This is a genomic window from Streptomyces sp. NPDC047108 (genome assembly GCF_040643575.1).
Classification (GTDB): domain Bacteria; phylum Actinomycetota; class Actinomycetes; order Streptomycetales; family Streptomycetaceae; genus Streptomyces.
The window spans coordinates 1164263-1183689 of sequence record NZ_JBEYUP010000001.1 but is presented as its reverse complement, the minus strand read 5'-3'; the positions used below and the strand labels follow the sequence as shown (position 1 = coordinate 1183689).

The window sequence follows — 19427 nt, the reverse complement described above, 5'->3', positions numbered from 1 at the left end:
CATATCTGGCGTTGACTTTTGGCACGCTGTTGAGTTCTCAAGGAACGGACGCTTCCTTCAAAACCGTCTCCGGTTTCTCCGGGCGCTTCCCTTCGATGTCTCCGACTTTATCAGATTTCCCTGAGCCGGATTTCCACCCTCCCGAGAAATGATCCGGACGCACAGCGGCGCCGGTGTTCCTCGTTCCGGGGGAGATGTCAACGTACTGGACGGCCGCACCGGGAAGCAAATCGAGCCCGGTACGGCCGTCCGTTCGCCTGATGCGGCGTCAGACCTCCACGACCACAGGGAGGATCATCGGGCGCCTGCGGTAGGTGTCCGACACCCACTTCCCCACGGTCCGGCGGATCAGCTGCTGAAGCTGGTGCGTCTCCGCGACTCCGTCCTGAGCCGACGAGGACAGGGCTTCCTCGATCCTGGGAATGACGTCGCCGAAGGCCGCGTCCTCGATTCCGGAGCCGCGAGCCTGGATGTGCGGGCCGCCGGTGATCTTCCCCGTCGTGCTGTCCACGACCACGAAGACCGAGACGAAGCCCTCCTCCCCGAGGATGCGGCGATCCTTCAGCGACGTCTCCGTCACGTCGCCCACCGAGAGGCCGTCCACGTACACGTATCCGGCCTGGACCTTGCCGACGATCTTCGCGGTGCCGTCCACGAGGTCGACGACGACGCCGTCCTCGGCGATGACCACACGGTCGTGCGGCACTCCCGTGAGCGCGCCCAGCTCCGCGTTCGCCCGCAGATGGCGCCATTCGCCGTGCACCGGCATCAAGTTGCGCGGCTTGCAGATGTTGTAGAAGTACAGGAGCTCGCCCGCCGAGGCGTGGCCCGAGACATGGACCTTGGCGTTGCCCTTGTGGACGACGTTGGCACCCCACCGGGTCAGCCCGTTGATCACGCGGTACACCGCGTTCTCGTTGCCCGGGATCAGCGACGACGCGAGGATCACGGTGTCGCCCGGGACGATACGGATCTGGTGGTCGCGATTGGCCATCCGGGAGAGGGCAGCCATCGGCTCACCCTGAGACCCCGTGCAGACCAGCACGATCTCGTGGTCCGGCAGGTCGTCGAGCGTCTTCACGTCCACCACGAGTCCCGCCGGCACCCGGAGGTAGCCGAGGTCCCGGGCGATGCCCATGTTGCGGACCATGGACCGTCCCACGAAGGCGACCCTGCGCCCGTACTCGTGCGCCGCGTCCAGGATCTGCTGGATGCGGTGCACGTGACTGGCGAAGCTGGCGACGATGATCCGCTTCTGCGCCCCGGCGAAGACGGTGCGCAGCACGTTGGAGATGTCGCGCTCGGGCGGGACGAAGCCGGGTACCTCGGCGTTCGTCGAGTCCGAGAGCAGCAGATCGATGCCCTCCTCACCGAGGCGGGCGAACGCCGGCAGGTCGGTGAGGCGGCCGTCCAGCGGAAGCTGGTCCATCTTGAAGTCGCCGGTGTGCACGACCATGCCCGCGGGAGTGCGGATCGCGACCGCGAGGGCGTCCGGGATGGAGTGGTTGACCGAGACGAACTCGCACTCGAAAGGACCGATGCTCTCGCGGTGCCCCTCGGCGACCTGGAGCGTGTACGGGCGGATCCGGTGCTCCTGCAGCTTCGCCTCGATCAGCGCGAGCGTGAGCTTCGAACCGATCAGCGGGATGTCCGGCTTCTCGCGGAGCAGATACGGGACACCGCCGATGTGGTCCTCGTGGCCGTGCGTGAGCACGATGCCGTCGATGTCGTCGAGGCGGTCCCGGATCGAGGTGAAGTCGGGAAGGATCAGATCGACTCCGGGCTGCTCCTCCTCGGGGAAGAGCACTCCGCAGTCGACGATCAGCAGCCGACCGCCGTACTCGAAGACGGTCATGTTGCGGCCGATCTCGCCGAGACCGCCGAGGGGGGTGACGCGCAGACCCCCGTCGGGGAGCTGGGGCGGAGGACCGAGCTCGGGATGCGGATGACTCAAAAGACTCTCCTCACCACGCACGCCACCTGCCCCGGGCGAGGCAAGCGGCGCGCGTGACTTTCGTGCACTTGCAGTTGTCTTCTGTATGAAGTTGTGAAGTCTTTGACTAAAGCTGTACCCCGCCGGCCGCGAGATCGCGCTTGAGCTGTTCGGTTTCTTCCGGGGTCAGCTCCACGAGCGGCAGGCGGAGCGGTCCGCCCGGCAGACCCTGGAGCGCCAGCGCCGCCTTGGTGGTGATGACGCCCTGGGTGCGGAACATCCCGGTGAAGACCGGGAGGAGCTGCTGGTGGATCTCGGTCGCCTTGGTGACGTCACCGGTGAGGTGCGCGTCCAGCAGGGCGCGCAGCTCGGGGGTGACGACGTGGCCGACGACGGAGACGTAACCGATGGCGCCGACCGAGAGCAGCGGCAGGTTCAGCATGTCGTCGCCGGAGTACCAGGCAAGGCCGCTCCGGGCGATGGCCCAGCTCGCCCGTCCGAGGTCGCCCTTCGCGTCCTTGTTGGCCACGATCCGCGGATGGTCGGCGAGCCGCACGATCGTCTCGGTGTTGATCGGCACACCGCTGCGGCCCGGGATGTCGTACAGCATCACCGGCAGCTCGGTGGCGTCCGCGATCGCGGTGAAGTGCCGGAACAGGCCCTCCTGCGGGGGCTTGCTGTAATACGGCGTGACGGCGAGGAGGCCGTTCGCGCCGGCCTTCTCGGCGGCGCGGGCCAGCTCGACGCTGTGCCGGGTGTCGTTGGTGCCGGCTCCGGCGACGACATGGGCGCGATCACCGACGGCCTCGACAACGGCCCGGACGAGCCGGGCTTTCTCCGCATCGCTGGTGGTCGGGGACTCGCCGGTGGTGCCGTTGACGACGATGCCGTCGTTCCCGGCATTCACGAGGTGGGCGGCGAGCCGCTGCGCGCCGTCGAGGTCGAGTTCGCCGTCCTGCGTGAACGGCGTGACCATGGCGGTCAGGACCCGTCCGAACGGGGTCTGCGGTGTCGAGGTCGGAGCCATGGCTCCCACGCTACTCGTAGCTGCCCGCGGCGTGCTCCCTCGGGGGGAGCCGGGATGCGGATCCCGGCACTGCCTGCTCGGGGGTTCAAGCAGTGCCGGGTCCGTGATTTCAGCCTAGATGCACTTTACGAAACGTCGCAATACGGACACTTCGCGCGGTTGATGCGCCGGGCGCGGTCTACGGGGCGACGCGGCCGTTGGCATTGAACGCGGCGTGGGTCAGCGGCATCAGCCGAGCCCAGTGGGCCTCCATCTGCTCGCCCACCATCTCGATCTCCCGCTGCGGGAAGGACGGCACCTTCGCCTGCTCGTGCTGGGTGCGCAGGCCGAGGAAATGCATCAGCGAGCGGGCGTTGCACGTCGCGTACATCGACGAGAAGAGACCGACGGGGAGGACCGAACGGGCCACCTCGCGGGCGACGCCGGCAGCCAGCATCTCCTGGTACGCCTCATAGGCGTCCCGGTAGGACGTCTCCATCGCACGGACGGCCAGCTCCTGCTGCTCCGCTGTGCCGTCGACGAACTCGTACTTGCCGGGGCGGCCCTGCTGGACGAGCTTGCGGGCGGGGCCCGGCACGTAGAAGACCGGCTGCAGCTCGCGATAGCGACCGGACTCCTCGTTGTACGACCAGCCGACCCTGTGGCGCATGAACTCGCGGAAGACGAAGATCGGGGCGCTGATGAAGAAGGTCATCGAGTTGTGCTCGAACGGGCTGCCGTGCCGGTCGCGCATCAGGAAGTTGATCAGGCCCTTCGAGCGCTCCGGGTCCTTCGTCAGCTCTTCGAGGGACTGCTCGCCCGCGGTGGAGACCCGGGCCGCCCACAGCACGTCGGAGTCCGCGGCGCTGTGCTTGACCAGCTCCACGGTCACATCGCTGCGGAAGCTGGGCTTGGCGCTCTCGGCGGGGGTCTCGGTCACCGACGGGTCCTTCCATGTGCATCGCTCGGGCGGCGCCCAGCTTACGACCCGGAACCGACAGCCGGGTCCGCCGCCGGACCGCCGCGCAAAAAGTCGCCGTAAACGGGCACCGAGGGGGCACTTCAGGCGTCTGTACAAGTAACAGAACACTTCGAGGCTTCCGGGAGGAGAGCCCTTCATGTTCCACCGCCGGCGAGAGCCCGTGCCGTTCGCCTTCGTATCCGAGGCCGAGCGCTTCCGCAGCAATGTCACACCCCCGCCCCGCCAGAGCCCCGGAGCCTCCCGCATAGCGGGGCACACGCTCTTCGGGGTCACCGCGGTCGCGGGGCTGATCGGTGCGCTGATCTTCGGCGTCCCGGCGCTGCAGCCCCAGGAGCAGGGCTCGAGCGGGACCGCGCAGCGAGGGGCGTCGCAGGGGCGCTGAGGGCTGAGCCGGTCGGCACCCTGGGGTGGTCGGGCACCGCGGGTCTCGGTAGCCTCACCGGGCACAACCCCATCGGCGTGCATGTGAGTGAGGACCCGCCGTGCCCCTGCCTTTCCTGACGGCCGACCGTGCCTTCGATGAGCTCGACGACGACCACGCGGACGGCACCGCGCTGCCGCACGAGACGCAGGACCGGTGGCGCCGCCCGTACCGCCCGGGGCCCTGGCGGGTGGGCGCGGCGGCCGTCCTGCTGCTGCTCGCCTCGTACATGCTCTTCGCCGCGATGATCGTGGCCTTCGCGGGCGCGCTGCCCGGAGCGGGTCTGTGCGTCGCGGCGGCCACGGCCGTGATCGCCGGTGCCTTGCGGCTGCTGCGCGTGGGCGCCTGGGTGAGCGAGCTGGGCGTACGGCGCATCGGGTTCTTCTCGACGACGACCCTGCCGTGGGCGCGGGTTGCGGCCGTGCGGACCGTCCAGCAGCCGGTGAAGTGGCTCGGTATGCCGCGTACGGTGCAGGGCCAGGCGGTCGTCGCGGTGCCGAATTCCGGTGAGCCGACGCGTCCGCTGATCACGGACCACAACGCCGACTTCCTGGGGCGCCCGGAGGCCTTCGACACGGCGGCGGACGCCGTGGAGGGCTGGTCGGCCGAGTACCGGGACTGACCGCGTACCGGGACTGACCGCGTACCGGGACCGACTGCGTACCGGGACCGACCGGCGTACCCCGGTGCATGGGCGTCCGTATCCGCCTGCCGTCCCGCGGCGCCGGATCCGCGGTGCTCCGGGTCGCCGCGCCGGTGCGGCCTCTCAGAGGGCGCGGACCGGCTTTCCGTCGTGCAGGGCTATGGCCCGCTGCATGGCCTTGCGGGCTCGCGGGGTGTCCCGTGCGTCGTGGTAGGCGACGGCGAGCCGGAACCACACCCGCCAGTCCCCCGGCGCCTCCTCGGCCTCGGCCTTCCGCCGCGCGAAGACGGCGTCCGCCGAGTCCCGGTCGATCCGCCCGCTCGGGGTGCGGACCAGTTCGTCGACGGGCAGTCCGCCCTCGGCCTCCAGCTCCGCGGCCAGCCGGTTCGCCGCGCGCGCGAACCGCGTCGTCTGCCACAGGAACCAGGCGCCGATCACCGGCAGCACGAGCACCGACACCCCGAAAACCACGGTCAGCACGGTGCCCTGCCGGATGAGCAGCACACCGCGGCTGCCGACGAGGACGAAGTAGACGACCAGGACCGCCGCGAGGGCGAAGTAGGTGATGCGTGCGCGCACTGCTGCTCCTGACACTGTCATCAGCCCAGGTCGAGGAAGTTCTCCAGGCCGACCGTGAGGCCGGGGGCGGAGACGACGCGGCGGACGCCGAGCAGGATGCCCGGCATGAACGAGCTGTGGTGCAGCGAGTCGTGGCGGATGGTGAGGGTCTCGCCGGTGCCGCCGAAGAGGACCTCCTGGTGGGCCAGCAGGCCCCGCAGCCGTACGGAGTGGACCGGTACGCCGTCCACGTCGGCGCCGCGCGCACCCTCCAGCGCCGTGCTCGTGGCGTCCGGCTGCGGCGGGCAGCCGGCGTCCCGACGGGCCTCGGCGATGAGCTGGGCGGTGCGGGAGGCGGTGCCGGAGGGGGCGTCGGCCTTGTTCGGGTGGTGCAGCTCGATGACCTCGGTGGACTCGAAGAAGCGGGCCGCCTGCCGGGCGAAGCTCATGGTGAGCACCGCGCCGATCGAGAAGTTGGGGGCGATGAGTACGCCTGTGGACGGGGAGGCGTCGAGCCAGCCCCGCAGGCGGTCGAAGCGCTCCTCGGTCCAGCCGGTGGTGCCGACGACGCCGTGGATGCCGTTGCGGACGCAGAACTCGAGGTTGCCCATGACGGCCTCGGGGTGGGTGAGGTCGACGGCGACCTGGGCGCCGTTCTCGGCGACCGCCTCCAGCCGGTCGTCCCGGTCCAGCGCGGCCACCAGTTCCATGTCCTCGGCGGCCTCGACGGACCGTGCGGCCTCGGAGCCGATACGGCCCTGGGCGCCGAGGACGGCCACCCGCAGCTTGTTGCTCATCGTGCTTCGAATCCCTTGCGTCGGTGCGTGATGCGGTGCGTCATGCGTCGGTGTGCGTCGGTTCGTGTGGCCTGCGTCCGTCGGCCGTCCGGTCGGTCATGTCCACGGGGCGTTCAGGAGACGGCGTCGTGGAGGCCGGAGGCCTGCCGGTCCGTGAGGGGGCCGATGACCGACAGCGAGGGCCGCTGCCCCAGCACGTCGCGCGCCACCTCCCGTACGTCGTCCGGGGTGACGGCGGCGATCCGGCCGAGCATGTCGTCGACCGACATCTGCTCGCCCCAGCACAGCTCGCTCTTGCCGATGCGGTTCATCAGCGCGCCGGTGTCCTCGAGGCCCAGGACGGTGGAGCCCGAGAGCTGTCCGATCGCGCGCTCCAGCTCGTCGTCCGCCAGACCGTGCTCGGCGACCCGGTCCAGCTCGTCGCGGCAGATCTTCAGGACGTCGTCGACCTGGCTGGGACGGCAGCCCGCGTAGACGCCGAAGAGCCCGCAGTCGGCGAAGCCGGAGGTGTACGAGTAGACGGAGTACGCCAGGCCGCGCTTCTCTCGGATCTCCTGGAAGAGCCGGGAGCTCATGCCGCCGCCGAGGGCCGTGTTGAGCACGCCCATCGCCCAGCGGCGGTCGTCGGTGCGCGGCATGCCGGGCATGCCGAGGACGATGTGGGCCTGCTCCGTCCTGCGGTCCAGGACGTCGACGCGGCCGCTCGCGCGGAGCGCCCGGTGGCCGGTGCGGGGACCGACCGGGACGGCGTCCTCGCGGCCGAGGGCCCCGGCCCGCTCGAAGGCGGTGCGCACCTGCCGTACGACGGTGGCGTGGTCGACGTTGCCGGCGGCCGCGACGATCAGGTGCGTGGGGTCGTAGTGCTTCTTGTAGAAGCGGGCGATGCTGTCGCGGTTCAGGCCGTTGACGGTGTCCACGGTGCCGAGGACGGGGCGGCCCAGCGGGGAGTCGCCGAACATCGTGGTGGCGAACAGGTCGTGCACGCAGTCGCCCGGGTCGTCCTCCGTCATGGCGATCTCTTCGAGGATCACGCCCCGCTCCGCCTCGATGTCGTCCGCCTCGATGAGCGAACCGGTGAGCATGTCGCACACCACGTCGATGGCCAGCGGCAGATCGGTGTCGAGCACCCGCGCGTAGTAGCAGGTGTACTCCTTCGCCGTGAAGGCGTTCATCTCGCCGCCGACCGCGTCGACGGCCGCGGAGATCTCCAGGGCGGTGCGCTTCTTCGTGCCCTTGAAGAGGAGGTGCTCGAGGTAGTGGGTGGCTCCGCCGAGCGCCGGGGTCTCGTCGCGGGAACCGACGTGGGCCCAGATGCCGAAGGTGGCCGAGCGTACGGAGGGCAGGGTCTCGGTCAGGACGCGCAGGCCGCCCGGGAGGGTGGTCCTGCGGACGGTACCGATGCCGTTGTCGCCCTTGAGAAGCGTTTGGGTACGGGCGACGGCCCGCCCCTCGGATGAGGTGCGGGCCGTCGTGCCGTGACTACGGGAGGTCACTTGGCGGCGTCGTCCTTGGACTCCGGCTTGGCCTCGGCCTTGCCTTCCCCGCCTTCCTCGTCCTCCATGACGGGGATGAGCGAGAGCTTGCCGCGCTGGTCGATCTCGGCGATCTCGACCTGGACCTTGGCGCCGACCTTGAGCACGTCCTCGACGTTCTCCACGCGCTTGCCGCCGGCGAGCTTGCGGATCTGCGAGATGTGCAGCAGGCCGTCCTTGCCGGGCATCAGCGAGACGAAGGCACCGAAGGTGGTGGTCTTCACGACCGTGCCCAGGTAGCGCTCGCCGACCTCGGGCATCGTCGGGTTGGCGATGCCGTTGATCGTGGTGCGGGCGGCCTCGGCGGCCGGGCCGTCGGCGGCACCGATGTAGATGGTGCCGTCGTCCTCGATGGTGATGTCGGCCCCGGTGTCCTCCTGGATCTGGTTGATCATCTTGCCCTTGGGGCCGATGACCTCGCCGATCTTGTCCACGGGGATCTTGATGGTGATGATCCGCGGGGCGTTCGGGGACATCTCGTCCGGGACGTCGATGGCCTCGTTCATGACGTCGAGGATGTGCAGACGCGCGTCGCGGGCCTGCTTGAGGGCCGCGGCGAGCACGGACGCCGGGATGCCGTCCAGCTTGGTGTCGAGCTGCAGGGCGGTGACGAACTGCTTGGTGCCGGCGACCTTGAAGTCCATGTCACCGAACGCGTCCTCGGCGCCGAGGATGTCGGTCAGCGCGACGTAGTGCGTCTCGCCGTCGATCTGCTCGGAGATCAGGCCCATGGCGATACCGGCGACGGCGGCCTGCAGCGGCACACCGGCGTTCAGCAGCGACATGGTGGAGGCGCAGACCGAGCCCATGGAGGTGGAGCCGTTGGAGCCGAGCGCCTCGGAGACCTGGCGGATCGCGTACGGGAAGTCCTCGCGGGACGGCAGCACCGGCAGGATCGCCCGCTCGGCGAGCGCGCCGTGACCGATCTCGCGGCGCTTCGGGGAGCCGACGCGGCCGGTCTCACCGACGGAGTAGGGCGGGAAGTTGTAGTTGTGCATGTAGCGCTTGCGCGTCTCGGGCGCGAGCGTGTCGAGCTGCTGCTCCATGCGCAGCATGTTCAGCGTGGTGACACCCAGGATCTGGGTCTCGCCGCGCTCGAAGAGCGCCGAGCCGTGCACCCGCGGGATCGCCTCGACCTCGGCGGCGAGCGTACGGATGTCCGTGACGCCACGGCCGTCGATGCGGACCTTGTCCTTGATGACGCGCTCGCGGACCAGGGTCTTGGTCAGCGACCGGTACGCGGCGGAGATCTCCTTCTCGCGGCCCTCGAACTGCGGGAGCAGCTTCTCGGCGGCAACGGCCTTCACGCGGTCGAGCTCGGCCTCGCGCTCCTGCTTGCCGGCGATGGTCAGCGCCTGGGCGAGCTCGTCGCGCACGGCGGTGGTCAGCGCCTCCAGGACGTCGTCCTGGTAGTCGAGGAAGATCGGGAACTCGCCGGTCGGCTTGGCGGCCTTGGCGGCGAGGTCCGACTGGGCCTTGCACAGGGTCTTGATGAAGGGCTTCGCGGCCTCGAGACCGGCGGCGACGACCTCCTCGGTCGGGGCCTCGGCGCCGTCCTTGACGAGCTGGATCGTCTTCGTGGTGGCCTCGGCCTCCACCATCATGATCGCGACGTCGCCGTCGTCCAGGACGCGCCCGGCGACGACCATGTCGAAGACGGCGTCCTCGAGCTCGGTGTGCGTCGGGAACGCCACCCACTGGCCCTTGATGAGGGCGACGCGGGTGCCGCCGATGGGGCCGGAGAAGGGCAGGCCGGCGAGCTGCGTGGAGCAGGAGGCGGCGTTGATCGCGACCACGTCGTAGAGGTGGTCGGGGTTGAGCGCCATGATCGTCTCGACGATCTGGATCTCGTTGCGCAGGCCCTTCTTGAAGGAGGGGCGCAGCGGGCGGTCGATCAGGCGGCAGGTGAGGACGGCGTCCTCGGAGGGGCGGCCCTCACGGCGGAAGAACGAGCCGGGGATGCGCCCGGCCGCGTACATCCGCTCCTCGACGTCGACCGTCAGCGGGAAGAAGTCGAGCTGGTCCTTGGGGTTCTTGGAAGCGGAGGTGGCCGACAGCACCATGGTGTCGTCGTCCAGGTAGGCCACGGCGGAGCCTGCGGCCTGGCGGGCCAGACGGCCCGTCTCGAAGCGGATCGTGCGGGTGCCGAAGGAACCGTTGTCGATGACGGCCTCGGCGTAGTGGGTCTCGTTCTCCACCAGGAATATCTCCTCGTCTGCGTCCCCCGCCCGTGTGGCGGCGGGACGATGGCGGTGGAGCGCCTCCTCGTTGCGGGCCGGTCTTCGATCGAAGCACCCGGGGCTGCGGCAGCGGATGTTCGCTGCCGAGCGGGCTCCCGGGGGCCACTACCGAGGACCGGCGGCGGGTGGGGCGCCCCTCCTCGTTCGTCGTTGTTCAGTTGTCGTGATGCCGTTGTGCGACCAGACTACAAAGCTTCGGCCGTCCTCACGACGGCTGAAACCTCTGGTGCGCGAGGGAGCCGTGGGGCTCCCTCCGCGGAGCGCCGTGTGTGCGTCCGCTCTCCGTCCGTAGGGGCAGGTGTCGTCCTGCCCGGGGGACGTCCGCGCCACGCGGGCGGCGCGGACGGCGAACGGAACGCGTATACGGCAAAGGGAGCGGCCCCCTCGTACGGGAGCCGCTCCCCTTCACCGCGTCCTACCGGGCGCCCGCAGCGCCGCGGCGGATGCCGAGGCGTTCCACGAGCTGGCGGAAGCGGGTGATGTCCTTCTTCGCCAGGTACTGCAGCAGGCGGCGGCGCTGGCCGACCAGGAGCAGCAGACCACGGCGGGAGTGGTGGTCGTGCTTGTGCATCTTGAGGTGCTCGGTGAGGTCGGTGATGCGACGGGTCAGCATCGCGACCTGCACCTCGGGGGAGCCGGTGTCACCCTCCTTGGTGGCGTACTCGGCCATGATCTTCTTCTTCGTTGCGGCGTCGAGCGACACGCGGAACTCCTCTGATTCTCGTTTCTGGCCACCGAGTGCCCCTGGTCTGCATCTCAGGGGAGCTTCCGTGACTCGGGAGGCGGGGCTCGCTGGGCGCTGCCACCAGACCCTGCGGGGCAGGGACCGGGGGCGCGTACACAAACGGCCGTTGCACAGAGTACCAGCCTGGTACCAGTGCCTTTGACCCGGCGGATCGGTCGCCCGACCCGCCGGACCGCTCGCCCGGATCAGTCCCCGTAGGCCACGATCAGCTTCTCCGGGCCCTGGCCGACGCCCGTCACGCGGCTCGAGGCGATGAAGAAGCGCCCGCCCTCGTAGGTGAGGATCGACGAGTAGAAGTTGCGCTCCGTGCTGCTCGCAGCCTGCGGGTTGCGCAGGACCGGCTTCGGCTTGCCTCCGCCGGCGGGGATGCTGACGACGGCGCCCGCCTTGTCGTACGTCGGCTCCTGGTAGGCGAGGAGCTTGCCGTCCTCCGTACGGAGCGGGGACATCGTGAGGTCCGCGCCCGCGCTGGAGGTCCACTTGCGCTTGCCGGTGCCCAGGTCGAAGGCGTGGATCTCGTTGGAACGGCCGTAACTCTCCCCGTCGGCCTTCTTCGGCTCGGTCGGCAGGTAGAGGGTGTCGTCGTCCACGGCCACGCCCTGGCAGGCGCTGAGGTCCTTGGCGATGATGTTCATGCCGCAGCTGGGCCGGTACGTGTCCTTGCCCAGGTCGATGGGCGCGCGGACCTTGCCGCCGGCGATGGAGACGATGCCGCCGGACTTGCGGTTCTTGTCGGCGAGCGAGAGGACCACGGGGTCGCTCGAGAAGACCTGGCTCACCTGCATGCCGCCCTTGGTCTTCATCGTCCACTCGGCCTTGCCGGTGCGGGTGTTGAGCTTCTCCAGACGCGAGTTGTCGTCCAGGCAGGTCGTCACCCGCAGCAGGGCCTTGCCGCCCGCGAAGCCGTCGACCGTGCAGCCCGAGGCCTTGTCCGGGGTGGGGATCGCCTTGCCGTCGGTGACGCGGAAGACGCCGGATCCGCCGAACCAGGAGGCGGCGACGGCCTTGCCGCTGATGGCGAGCTTGGTGCCGATGAAGCCCTCACCGAACCCGCCCGACTTGGGCATGGGCTTGTCCCAGACCTTCTTGCCGGACTTCATGTCGATCATCGCGATGTTGCTGCACTCGTCGTCCTTGTCGCCCTCGTACGCCACGACGACCTTGCCGTCGTCGGTGGCGTGGCGGGGTGCGGCGCAGACGTTCTTGTCGAGCGTGACCGACCACTTCTCCTTGCCGTCGGCGGCGCCGTAGGCCGTGACGTCCTTGAGGGCCGGCTTCACGGCCGTGTCGCCGACGACGTAGAAGCCGGGGGCGTCGACGCCGCGCTTGGAGACATCCGGGGCGGGCGTCTGCCACAGCAGCTTCGCCTCGCCGCCCTCGCCGCCGATGCCGGTCAGGCCGTCGCCGCCGGGGCGGCCGCCCGCCTCGTCGTCGCTGTCGGACGAGCCTCCGCCTCCGGTGCTCTTCTTACTCTTCTTCGCGGTGGGCTTCGCGTCGTCATCGCCGCTGGTGGCCATCCAGATGCCGCCGCCGATGGCGAGGACGAGGGCCACGGCGGCGGAGACGGCGATGAGGACCTTGCGGCTGGAGCCCGGTCCGCCGCCGCCCGGGGGCATGCCGGGCGGCGGATAGGCACCGTACGGCTGGCCCGGCTGACCGTACGGGGGCTGACCGTAGGGGGGTTGGGCGCCGTACGGGGGCTGGCCGTGCGGGGGCTGGCCGTGCGGTGGGTGCTGCCCGTACGGCGCAGGCTGGCCAAACGCCGCCGGCTGTCCCGGGGCGGGCGGCTGTCCGTGGGCAGGCTGCTGGCCCTGGCCCGGCTGGCCGCCGTACGGGTTCGGGGTGCCGGCCGGCGGCTGCGACGGCGGAGCCGCGGGGGCGGCCGGCGGCACCGGGGGCGCCTGAGGAGGTTGCGCCGGCGGCTGCGGATAGCCGTAGCCCGGCTCCTGCGGAGGACCGAAACCGCCCTGCGGGGGCGGGCTCTGCTGGTCCGCCGCCTGGGAGGGGCCAGGCTGGTCGGACTGCTCGGCCCCGCTGGGCCGGCTCGGCGACCGGTCCGGCCGGTCCGGCTCGCTGGGTGGCTGGGACGGCTGGGGTGGCTGCGACATCTGCGCATACCTCTTCATACGGGTTCGGTGCGCGACCAGCCTCCCCCGCAACTCCGGCAAGTTTCCCCAGAGTGGAGCGAATCGCGCACGAATCCCGCCAAGTGACCAATAATCAAGCGGGGGTTCTTTGTACCACTCACCCTGACCGGGCCTCTCCGGAACCCCCACTTCCCCACTCGCCCGTCACATGCGGACCGGCGCACCGGAGATCCAGTTCCTTCGCGTAGGCGTTGATCAAGATCTTCTCGCTTCCCGTCAGCGACTCGGTGACGATGAACAACTGCCAGCGGTCCGGATACGTGGCATGGGGCTGCTCAGTCCGAATGCGTCCCGCTCGTCCTCGCTTTCGCTGTCCGGGTGTTGCTGATCCACGGACGTTGCGCCCGTCGCGGGACCGAATCGGACGAGCCGTCCGCCGTTCTCCCGGGTCGCCTGGATGTACGCGATCACCTTTCCTCCATCGGCCGCCTGCGGAAAAGCCGCCCTCTTCGCGCCGGCGTCCGCGGACCACGTGACCCGGCCGGTCTCCAGACCGAAGGCCGCGATTTTGTTGTATTCCCGATCGCCGTCGTTCGGCCGCATGTTCTGCGTGGGGAGGAACAACGTGTCGCCGTGACGACGGCCGCTGCGCAGCCGTCGGGGGAACAGCGCGGCTCGTAGGCCATGTCCTGGTAGCCGTCGCCGGACTTGCCGCCCTTCTTGGCGATCGTGATGCGCGACCGTGGCGATCGTGATGCGCGACCGCCGAGAGCCCTTGTCGTCCACGGCCACGAACTGGTCGACCAGGAATTCGCCCTTGGCCGCGAGCCCGACGACGATCGGCGAGGTGGACACCACGGCCTCGGGCCGCTGCCCCTCCGGCACCGGCAGCTCCACTTCCGCTCGCCCGTCGCCGGGTCCCACCTGCTCGTAGATCTCCTCGCCCGAGAGGAGGAACATTCCTTGGTGGAGGAAGGGGAACGCGTCCTGGGAGATCGCGTACTCCTTCTCGCTCGACCAGTCCGGATGGCGTTCGTAGACGGAAAGCTTTCCGGATTCGGCATCGAAGCGCAGCAGCACCCCGCCCTTTCCTGGGCGGCGGGCTGATAGGCGATCAGATCTCCGTCCAGGGAGGGGAAGGGAATGAGTTCGCGTTTGGCGTCGGGTTCCAGGAGCCTCCGGGACTTTCCGGTTCCCAGGTCGTCTGCGACCACTTCGTTCGCCAGCACGCTGCCGTCGCCGAATGACCCGTGGGAACGGGTGGGGACGTAGAGCGTTTCCCGGGCGACCACGATGTCCGCGCAGCGCGGTGAGGCATTGCCGCACAGCGTCTGGCCCTTGGACCCCACGGAGATCTTCGTCGGCGGTTCGTCCTCGCCGCGCAGCCGCATCACGTATTCCACGGATTCGGCACCGGCGGACTTCACGGCGATCACGGGCGTGACCTCGAGTCCCCTCGACACCGCCCATCTCCATTCCGGCCGGCCGGATTCGGGATCGTGGGCGAAGATCTCCTTCTCGCCCCGGTCCCCACACGTCACCCGGGAGACGAGCACAGGTCCCCCGTCCATGCCGTTGACGGAGCAGCGGTCGGCCTCCTGGTTCTCCCGGTGGACCTGGTGCCGGAAGCGGACATGAAGATGCAGGTGCCGCGTTGTTGCCCCGTCGTGATGCCATGCCGCTGTCGCTCCCCGTATCCCCGTATCCCCGTATCCCCGTATCCCCGTGACCAAGCGTCACGTGATGCGGTCCGGCGACGGGGCGATGTGCTCCCCCGCCGATTGTCGGACCGGCCCTCTACGATGCCTGTCGACGGGGAGGAACCTGCGGGCGGCCGGGGTGCTCGACGCATCCAATACGCCGACCACGCAGGGATTTAGGGACATAGGGGGAGGCGCGGTCATGTCCGCTTCTGACGGCATACGCCGCATCGCATGACGCTCCGGCGCGGGGGCGCGGGGCGCGGGAGTGCCACCACGGGACGCGACCACGCTGCCGCTCTTCCGCCACGGACGTCGGTAGCGGCACCCTGCGTGGACGGGGCGAGCTGACGCCCGATGTGCGGTGAACATCCCCATGCGCGCGGCTCGACCCCAATAGGGCGATTCCACACCGGACTTCAGCGGATCCCGCGGGCCTGAGGGGTGCCGGGGCACTGCGTGACGTACGGGACATCGCGCTCGTGGGGACGGCCCTGCCGGAGGGGTGCGTGCGGTGATTAGGCTGGGGTATGGCGCGGCTGCGGCACCTGCGGGTGCGGCGGACCGCGCCGGACGGGGAAGGCCCAGTGGCCGCGGCAGCGGGGACAGTCGGCCCCCATGGCGCGTACACGGGTGAAAGACCACACCAGGAGGCATTGTGAGCAGCGATCGGGACGAGATCCGCGCGGGCGGAGGGACCCCCGGCGAGGATCGGTCCGACGCGGAGCCCGACCAGACGGGCGAGTTCACCATCGACTACACGCCGCCTGCCTGGTACACGAGTTCATCGTCCGGTTCCGGCGGCGGGAGTGGTTCGGGCGGGGCGGGAAGCGGGAGCGGCGGTGCCACGTCGTTCGCACCTCCGCCGCCCTCCGGCACGCCGGTGCCGGCGCCCGACGGGCCTCAGGGCGACGCGTTCCAGCCTGCTTGGAGCCCGCCTGTGCCGCCCCCTCCGGAGACCCGGCCCGAGGCAGGGCCGTCCGAGAAGAGGAGGGACGACGAGGGCGGAGCGCGCGGCGAGGACGTCGACCTCGCGGACTCCGCGCCGGCCCAGGACGCGGACTCCGACGCCGACGCCGACACCGACACCGACGAGATCTTCGAGGAGGCCGACGAGGACTTCGAGGAGGCCGACGAGGACTTCGAGGAGGCCGAATCGGCGGCGGAGCGGCAGCGTCCGAACGCGTCCGATCCGACGTCCATCCCCGTACCGCCGCTCTTCTCCACTCCGTCCGCATCACCGTCCGCGATCGCGTCCGCCCTGGCTCCGGCCACAGGCGGCGACGCGTCGGCCGGCCTCGAAGGCGAGGCCGAGGCCTCGGCGGAGGACGAGCCGGAAGCGAACGCACCCGAGCCCGCCGTCGCGCGCGACGGCATCGGCGGTCCCGTCGTAGCGGACCAGGACACCGAGGCCGACAGCGGCGAGTTGGGCAGTGCCGCGACGATGCGGTTCTCCAGCGCCGCGCTGCGTCGCGAGATCGCCGAGCGCTCCGCGGCGCAGAACCCGGCGTCCGGTGCGGAGGCTCCGGCGGCGGAACCGACAAGCGCCGCCGGGGAGTTCACGGACCGTACAGAGGTGGCTCCGGGCGACGACGGGGACGGGGACGGGGACGGCATCGACACTGACGATGACGTCGCCGCTGGGGCCCCGGCCCTCGAGCCGGAGTCTTCGGAAGGGGAGGCGGACGCGGAAGCCGCTGCCGCCGAGTCCGACGAGCGCGACTCCCTGGACGACCCGGCCGACGAGACCGACGGGGCCGACGACGCCCCGGGGACCGGTTCGTCGTCCGAGGCTCCGGCCAGCGGGGCCGGCACGCCCGCCGTGGGCGGGCCCGGCTCGTTCGCCTGGGCACCGCCGCCGGTGCCCGAGCCGCGGCCGAGGCCGGGCGACGCACCGCAGGACGCCGCGCCTGTCGCGTGGTCCCCACCGCCCGTCCCTCAGGCGGACCCGAAGCCCGACGCCGAGCCGGAGGACGCCGCACCGGTCGCGTGGTCCCCACCGCCGGTCCCCGAACGGCAGCCGCGGCCCGAGCCGCAGGACGCCCCGCCGATCGCCTGGGCGCCGCCGCCCGTACCGGAACCGCGGCCAAGGCCGGGCGCTGAGCCGCGGGACACGGGGCCCACCGCATGGACGCCCCCGCCGGTTCCGCAGACGGGGCTGCCGCCCCTGCCTCCGAACTTCCGCCCGGCCGAGCCGGAACAGCAGCCGGAGCCTCCGCGGCAACAGGTACCGCAGCAGCCGCAGCAGGACACCAACGCGCCTGCCGCTGCGGGCGGTTACGGCTACCCGCAGCCGGGCACCGCCTGGCAGTCGCCGCAGGGTCCGGTCCCCTCCTCTGGACCGTCCCAGGAGCCGGAGGCCGCGCCGGGCACCCCGCCTGCTGCGCAGCCGCCCGCGCAGCAGGGCGGTTACGGCTTCCCGCAGGTTCCGCACCAGCGCACCGACGGTCCCCCGCAGCCCCTGCCCGGCGGACCGGCAGGAGCATCGGCCGGTTCGCCCGCCGGTGCACCTTCCATGCCCGAGTCCCCCGCGCCGGAATCCCCCGCGCCCGGACCGCAGTCACCCCTGCCCGGTGCTCAGGTGCCGCAGCCGGGTACGGCGGGCCACCCCGGCGCCGCCACGCCGCCCGCGGCCGGAGCCGGAGCCGGAGCCGGAGCCGGAGCCGGAGCCGGAGCCGGAGCCGGAGTGCCGAACGCCGCGGCCCCGCAAGGCGGTTACGGCTATCCGCAGCCCGGTGCCGCATGGGCGCCGCAGGGTGCGCAGCAACCGCCCGCTGCACAGCAGCCGTCGGCCGCCCAGCAGCCGCAGCAGGTCCAGCCGGGACAGCCCGCGCAGCCCGGCCCCCAGGGCCCGCCCGTACAGCCGGGCCCGCAGCCCGGGCAGCAGCAGCCCGGCGGCCCGGTGCCGCCTCCCCAGCCGCAGCCCGGCACGGGATACGGCTTCCCGCAGCACCAGCACCAGCCCCAGCCCGGCTATGGCTTCCCACCGCCCCAGCCGCACCAGGTGCCGCAGCCTGGACAGCAGCCCGCGCCACCGCAGCACCAGCCTCCGGCCCCGCACCCCGGGGTCCCGCAGCCCGAGCAGCAGCAGCCTCCGGCGCCACACGCCGGCGGCCACCCGCACCAGCAGCAGGAGGCTCCGAGCGGTGCCCCCGCCGACCCGCGCGCGGGCGGTTGGCCCGAGATCAGCCCCGAGGATCGCCAGCGTGCCGCGCAAGGCGCACCACTGGGCTACACAGCGGCTGTTGAGCTCTCCTCCGACCGGCTCCTGCGCAGCAACAAGCAGAAGCCGAAGAGCAAGAACCCGGTCAGCGGCGGCTCACGCTTCAAGATCGGCGGCAAGGCGGCGGAAGCGGAGCGGCTGCGGAAGCTCGAACTGATCCGTACGCCGGTGCTGTCCTGCTACCGGATCGCCGTCATCAGCCTGAAGGGCGGCGTCGGCAAGACGACCACGACGACGGCTCTCGGCGCGACGCTCGCCACGGAGCGCCAGGACAAGATCCTGGCCATCGACGCCAACCCGGACGCCGGCACGCTCGGTCGCCGCGTCCGGCGCGAAACGGGCGCCACCATCCGCGACTTGGTGCAGGCGATCCCGTACCTCAACAGCTATATGGACATCCGCCGGTTCACCTCCCAGGCGCCCTCCGGCCTGGAGATCATCGCCAACGACGTCGACCCGGCGGTCTCCACGACCTTCAACGACGAGGACTACCGCCGCGCGATCGACGTGCTCGGCAAGCAGTACCCGATCATCCTCACCGACTCGGGTACGGGCCTGCTCTACAGCGCCATGCGCGGCGTGCTCGACCTCGCCGACCAGTTGATCATCATCTCGACCCCGTCCGTCGACGGAGCCAGCAGCGCGAGCACCACCCTGGACTGGCTGTCCGCGCACGGCTATCAGGACCTGGTGTCCCGCAGCCTCACGGTCATCTCCGGAGTCCGCGAGACCGGAAAGATGATCAAGGTCGACGACATCGTGTCGCACTTCGAGACGCGCTGCCGCGGAGTCGTGGTCGTGCCGTTCGACGAGCATCTGTCGGCGGGTGCGGAGGTCGACCTCGACATGATGCGGCCGAAGACCCGTGAGGCGTACTTCAACCTCTCGGCGCTCGTCGCGGAGGACTTCGCCCGGGCCCAGCAGAACCAGGGCCTGTGGACGGCGAACGGCGGCAACCCGCCCCCGCAGGTCGCCCCGCCGATGCCGGGTCATCAGGGCGCGCCGCAGCAGGGCTGGCCACAGCAGCCGCAGCAGCAGGGCGTTCCCGGCGCACCCGCGCCGCAGCCCGGTCAGGGCTGGCCGCAGCACCAGCCGGGTCAGCCCCCCGCCCAGCCGGGCCAGCCGTACCCGTACGGGCAGCCGCAACAGGGCGGACAGCCCCCGCAACAGCCGGGGCCGCAGCAGGGCTGGGCACAGGCACAGCAACCCGGCCAGGCCGGTCAACCCGGCCAGGCAGCCCCCGCCCATCCGGGTCAGCCCGGACAACCCGTACCCGGTCAGCAGCAGGGGCAGCCCGGTTGGCCCCATCAGCCGCCGCAGGGAGCGCCGGGCGCGCCCGCGCCGCAGGGCGGCTACGGCTGGCCGCAGCCCCAGCCGGGACAGGTCCCCGCTCAGCCCGGCCAGCCCGGTCAGCCGCCCGTTCACCCGGGTCAGCAGCAGGGGCAGCACCCGGGACAGCCCGCAGGACCCGACGACGAGGCGCAGGCCCAGCCCCAGCCCGGGACGGGTTACGGCTTCCCGCCGCCCGCTCCCCCGCAGCAGTAACCGGCCGCCCTACCG

General features: G+C 71.0%; 13 protein-coding genes. 3 read left to right on the top strand and 10 right to left on the bottom strand.

Translation table 11 applies throughout. The annotated features are described in order from the left end of the window. Positions 1–268 precede the first annotated feature (268 nt). The 3 genes from ABZ822_RS05165 to thyX form a co-directional block, all read right to left on the bottom strand. A complete protein-coding gene (locus tag ABZ822_RS05165) occupies positions 269–1954 on the bottom strand; it encodes a ribonuclease J (protein ID WP_360846863.1) in 1686 nt (561 codons plus the stop codon). 106 nt (positions 1955–2060) lie between these two features. Then, positions 2061–2960: a 4-hydroxy-tetrahydrodipicolinate synthase gene (gene dapA / locus ABZ822_RS05160; RefSeq protein WP_360846861.1), complete on the bottom strand. Its 900-nt coding sequence runs from the start codon at positions 2958–2960 to the stop codon at positions 2061–2063. 178 nt (positions 2961–3138) lie between these two features. Next, on the bottom strand, positions 3139–3879 hold the full coding sequence (gene thyX, locus ABZ822_RS05155) for an FAD-dependent thymidylate synthase (RefSeq protein ID WP_360846859.1): 741 nt from the start codon (positions 3877–3879) through the stop codon (positions 3139–3141). 178 nt (positions 3880–4057) lie between these two features. On the opposite strand from thyX, the gene ABZ822_RS05150 reads away from it, so the two are divergent. Together ABZ822_RS05150 and ABZ822_RS05145 are read left to right on the top strand one after the other, a co-directional pair. Then, complete coding sequence (locus ABZ822_RS05150; protein WP_360846857.1) at positions 4058–4303, top strand: hypothetical protein; 246 nt, start codon at positions 4058–4060, stop codon at positions 4301–4303. A 100-nt stretch (positions 4304–4403) separates the two neighbouring features. Beyond that, on the top strand, positions 4404–4964 hold the full coding sequence (locus ABZ822_RS05145) for a hypothetical protein (RefSeq protein ID WP_360846855.1): 561 nt from the start codon (positions 4404–4406) through the stop codon (positions 4962–4964). A 144-nt stretch (positions 4965–5108) separates the two neighbouring features. On the opposite strand, the gene ABZ822_RS05140 is transcribed toward ABZ822_RS05145, so the two are convergent. The 7 genes from ABZ822_RS05140 to ABZ822_RS05110 form a co-directional block, all read right to left on the bottom strand. Then, positions 5109–5564 (bottom strand): hypothetical protein, encoded by a 456-nt coding sequence (locus tag ABZ822_RS05140; protein ID WP_360846853.1) that lies wholly within the window; start codon positions 5562–5564, stop codon positions 5109–5111. Between the two features lie 20 nt (positions 5565–5584). Beyond that, the gene (gene dapB / locus ABZ822_RS05135) at positions 5585–6340 is read right to left on the bottom strand and encodes a 4-hydroxy-tetrahydrodipicolinate reductase (RefSeq protein WP_360846851.1); all 756 of its coding nucleotides are present in this window, start codon (positions 6338–6340) and stop codon (positions 5585–5587) included. Positions 6341–6453: 113 nt separating this feature from the next. Next, a complete protein-coding gene (locus ABZ822_RS05130; protein ID WP_360846849.1) occupies positions 6454–7833 on the bottom strand; it encodes a pitrilysin family protein in 1380 nt (459 codons plus the stop codon). Further along, a complete protein-coding gene (locus tag ABZ822_RS05125; protein WP_360846847.1) occupies positions 7830–10070 on the bottom strand; it encodes a polyribonucleotide nucleotidyltransferase in 2241 nt (746 codons plus the stop codon). Before ABZ822_RS05125 ends, ABZ822_RS05130 begins: the two co-directional genes overlap by 4 nt. A gap of 457 nt (positions 10071–10527) precedes the next feature. Continuing rightward, positions 10528–10815: a 30S ribosomal protein S15 gene (gene rpsO, locus ABZ822_RS05120; RefSeq protein ID WP_360846845.1), complete on the bottom strand. Its 288-nt coding sequence runs from the start codon at positions 10813–10815 to the stop codon at positions 10528–10530. A 227-nt stretch (positions 10816–11042) separates the two neighbouring features. Next, entirely contained in the window at positions 11043–12965 is a 1923-nt protein-coding gene (locus ABZ822_RS05115) for a PQQ-binding-like beta-propeller repeat protein (RefSeq protein WP_360846843.1), read from the bottom strand. Positions 12966–13220: 255 nt separating this feature from the next. After that, a complete protein-coding gene (locus ABZ822_RS05110) occupies positions 13221–14024 on the bottom strand; it encodes a hypothetical protein (RefSeq protein WP_360846841.1) in 804 nt (267 codons plus the stop codon). A gap of 1278 nt (positions 14025–15302) precedes the next feature. Here ABZ822_RS05110 and ABZ822_RS05105 point away from each other — a divergent pair. Continuing rightward, on the top strand, positions 15303–19412 hold the full coding sequence (locus tag ABZ822_RS05105) for an SCO5717 family growth-regulating ATPase (protein WP_360846839.1): 4110 nt from the start codon (positions 15303–15305) through the stop codon (positions 19410–19412). The last annotated feature ends 15 nt before the right edge of the window (positions 19413–19427 follow it).

Bases quoted from the DNA above. Each gene is read 5' to 3' on its own strand.
- dapB (WP_360846851.1), bottom strand. From the start codon at position 6,340: ATGAGCAACAAGCTGCGGGTGGCCGTCCTCGGCGCCCAGGGCCGTATC.
- dapA (WP_360846861.1), bottom strand. From the start codon at position 2,960: ATGGCTCCGACCTCGACACCGCAGACCCCGTTCGGACGGGTCCTGACC.
- ABZ822_RS05115 (WP_360846843.1), bottom strand. From the start codon at position 12,965: ATGTCGCAGCCACCCCAGCCGTCCCAGCCACCCAGCGAGCCGGACCGG.
- ABZ822_RS05150 (WP_360846857.1), top strand. From the start codon at position 4,058: ATGTTCCACCGCCGGCGAGAGCCCGTGCCGTTCGCCTTCGTATCCGAG.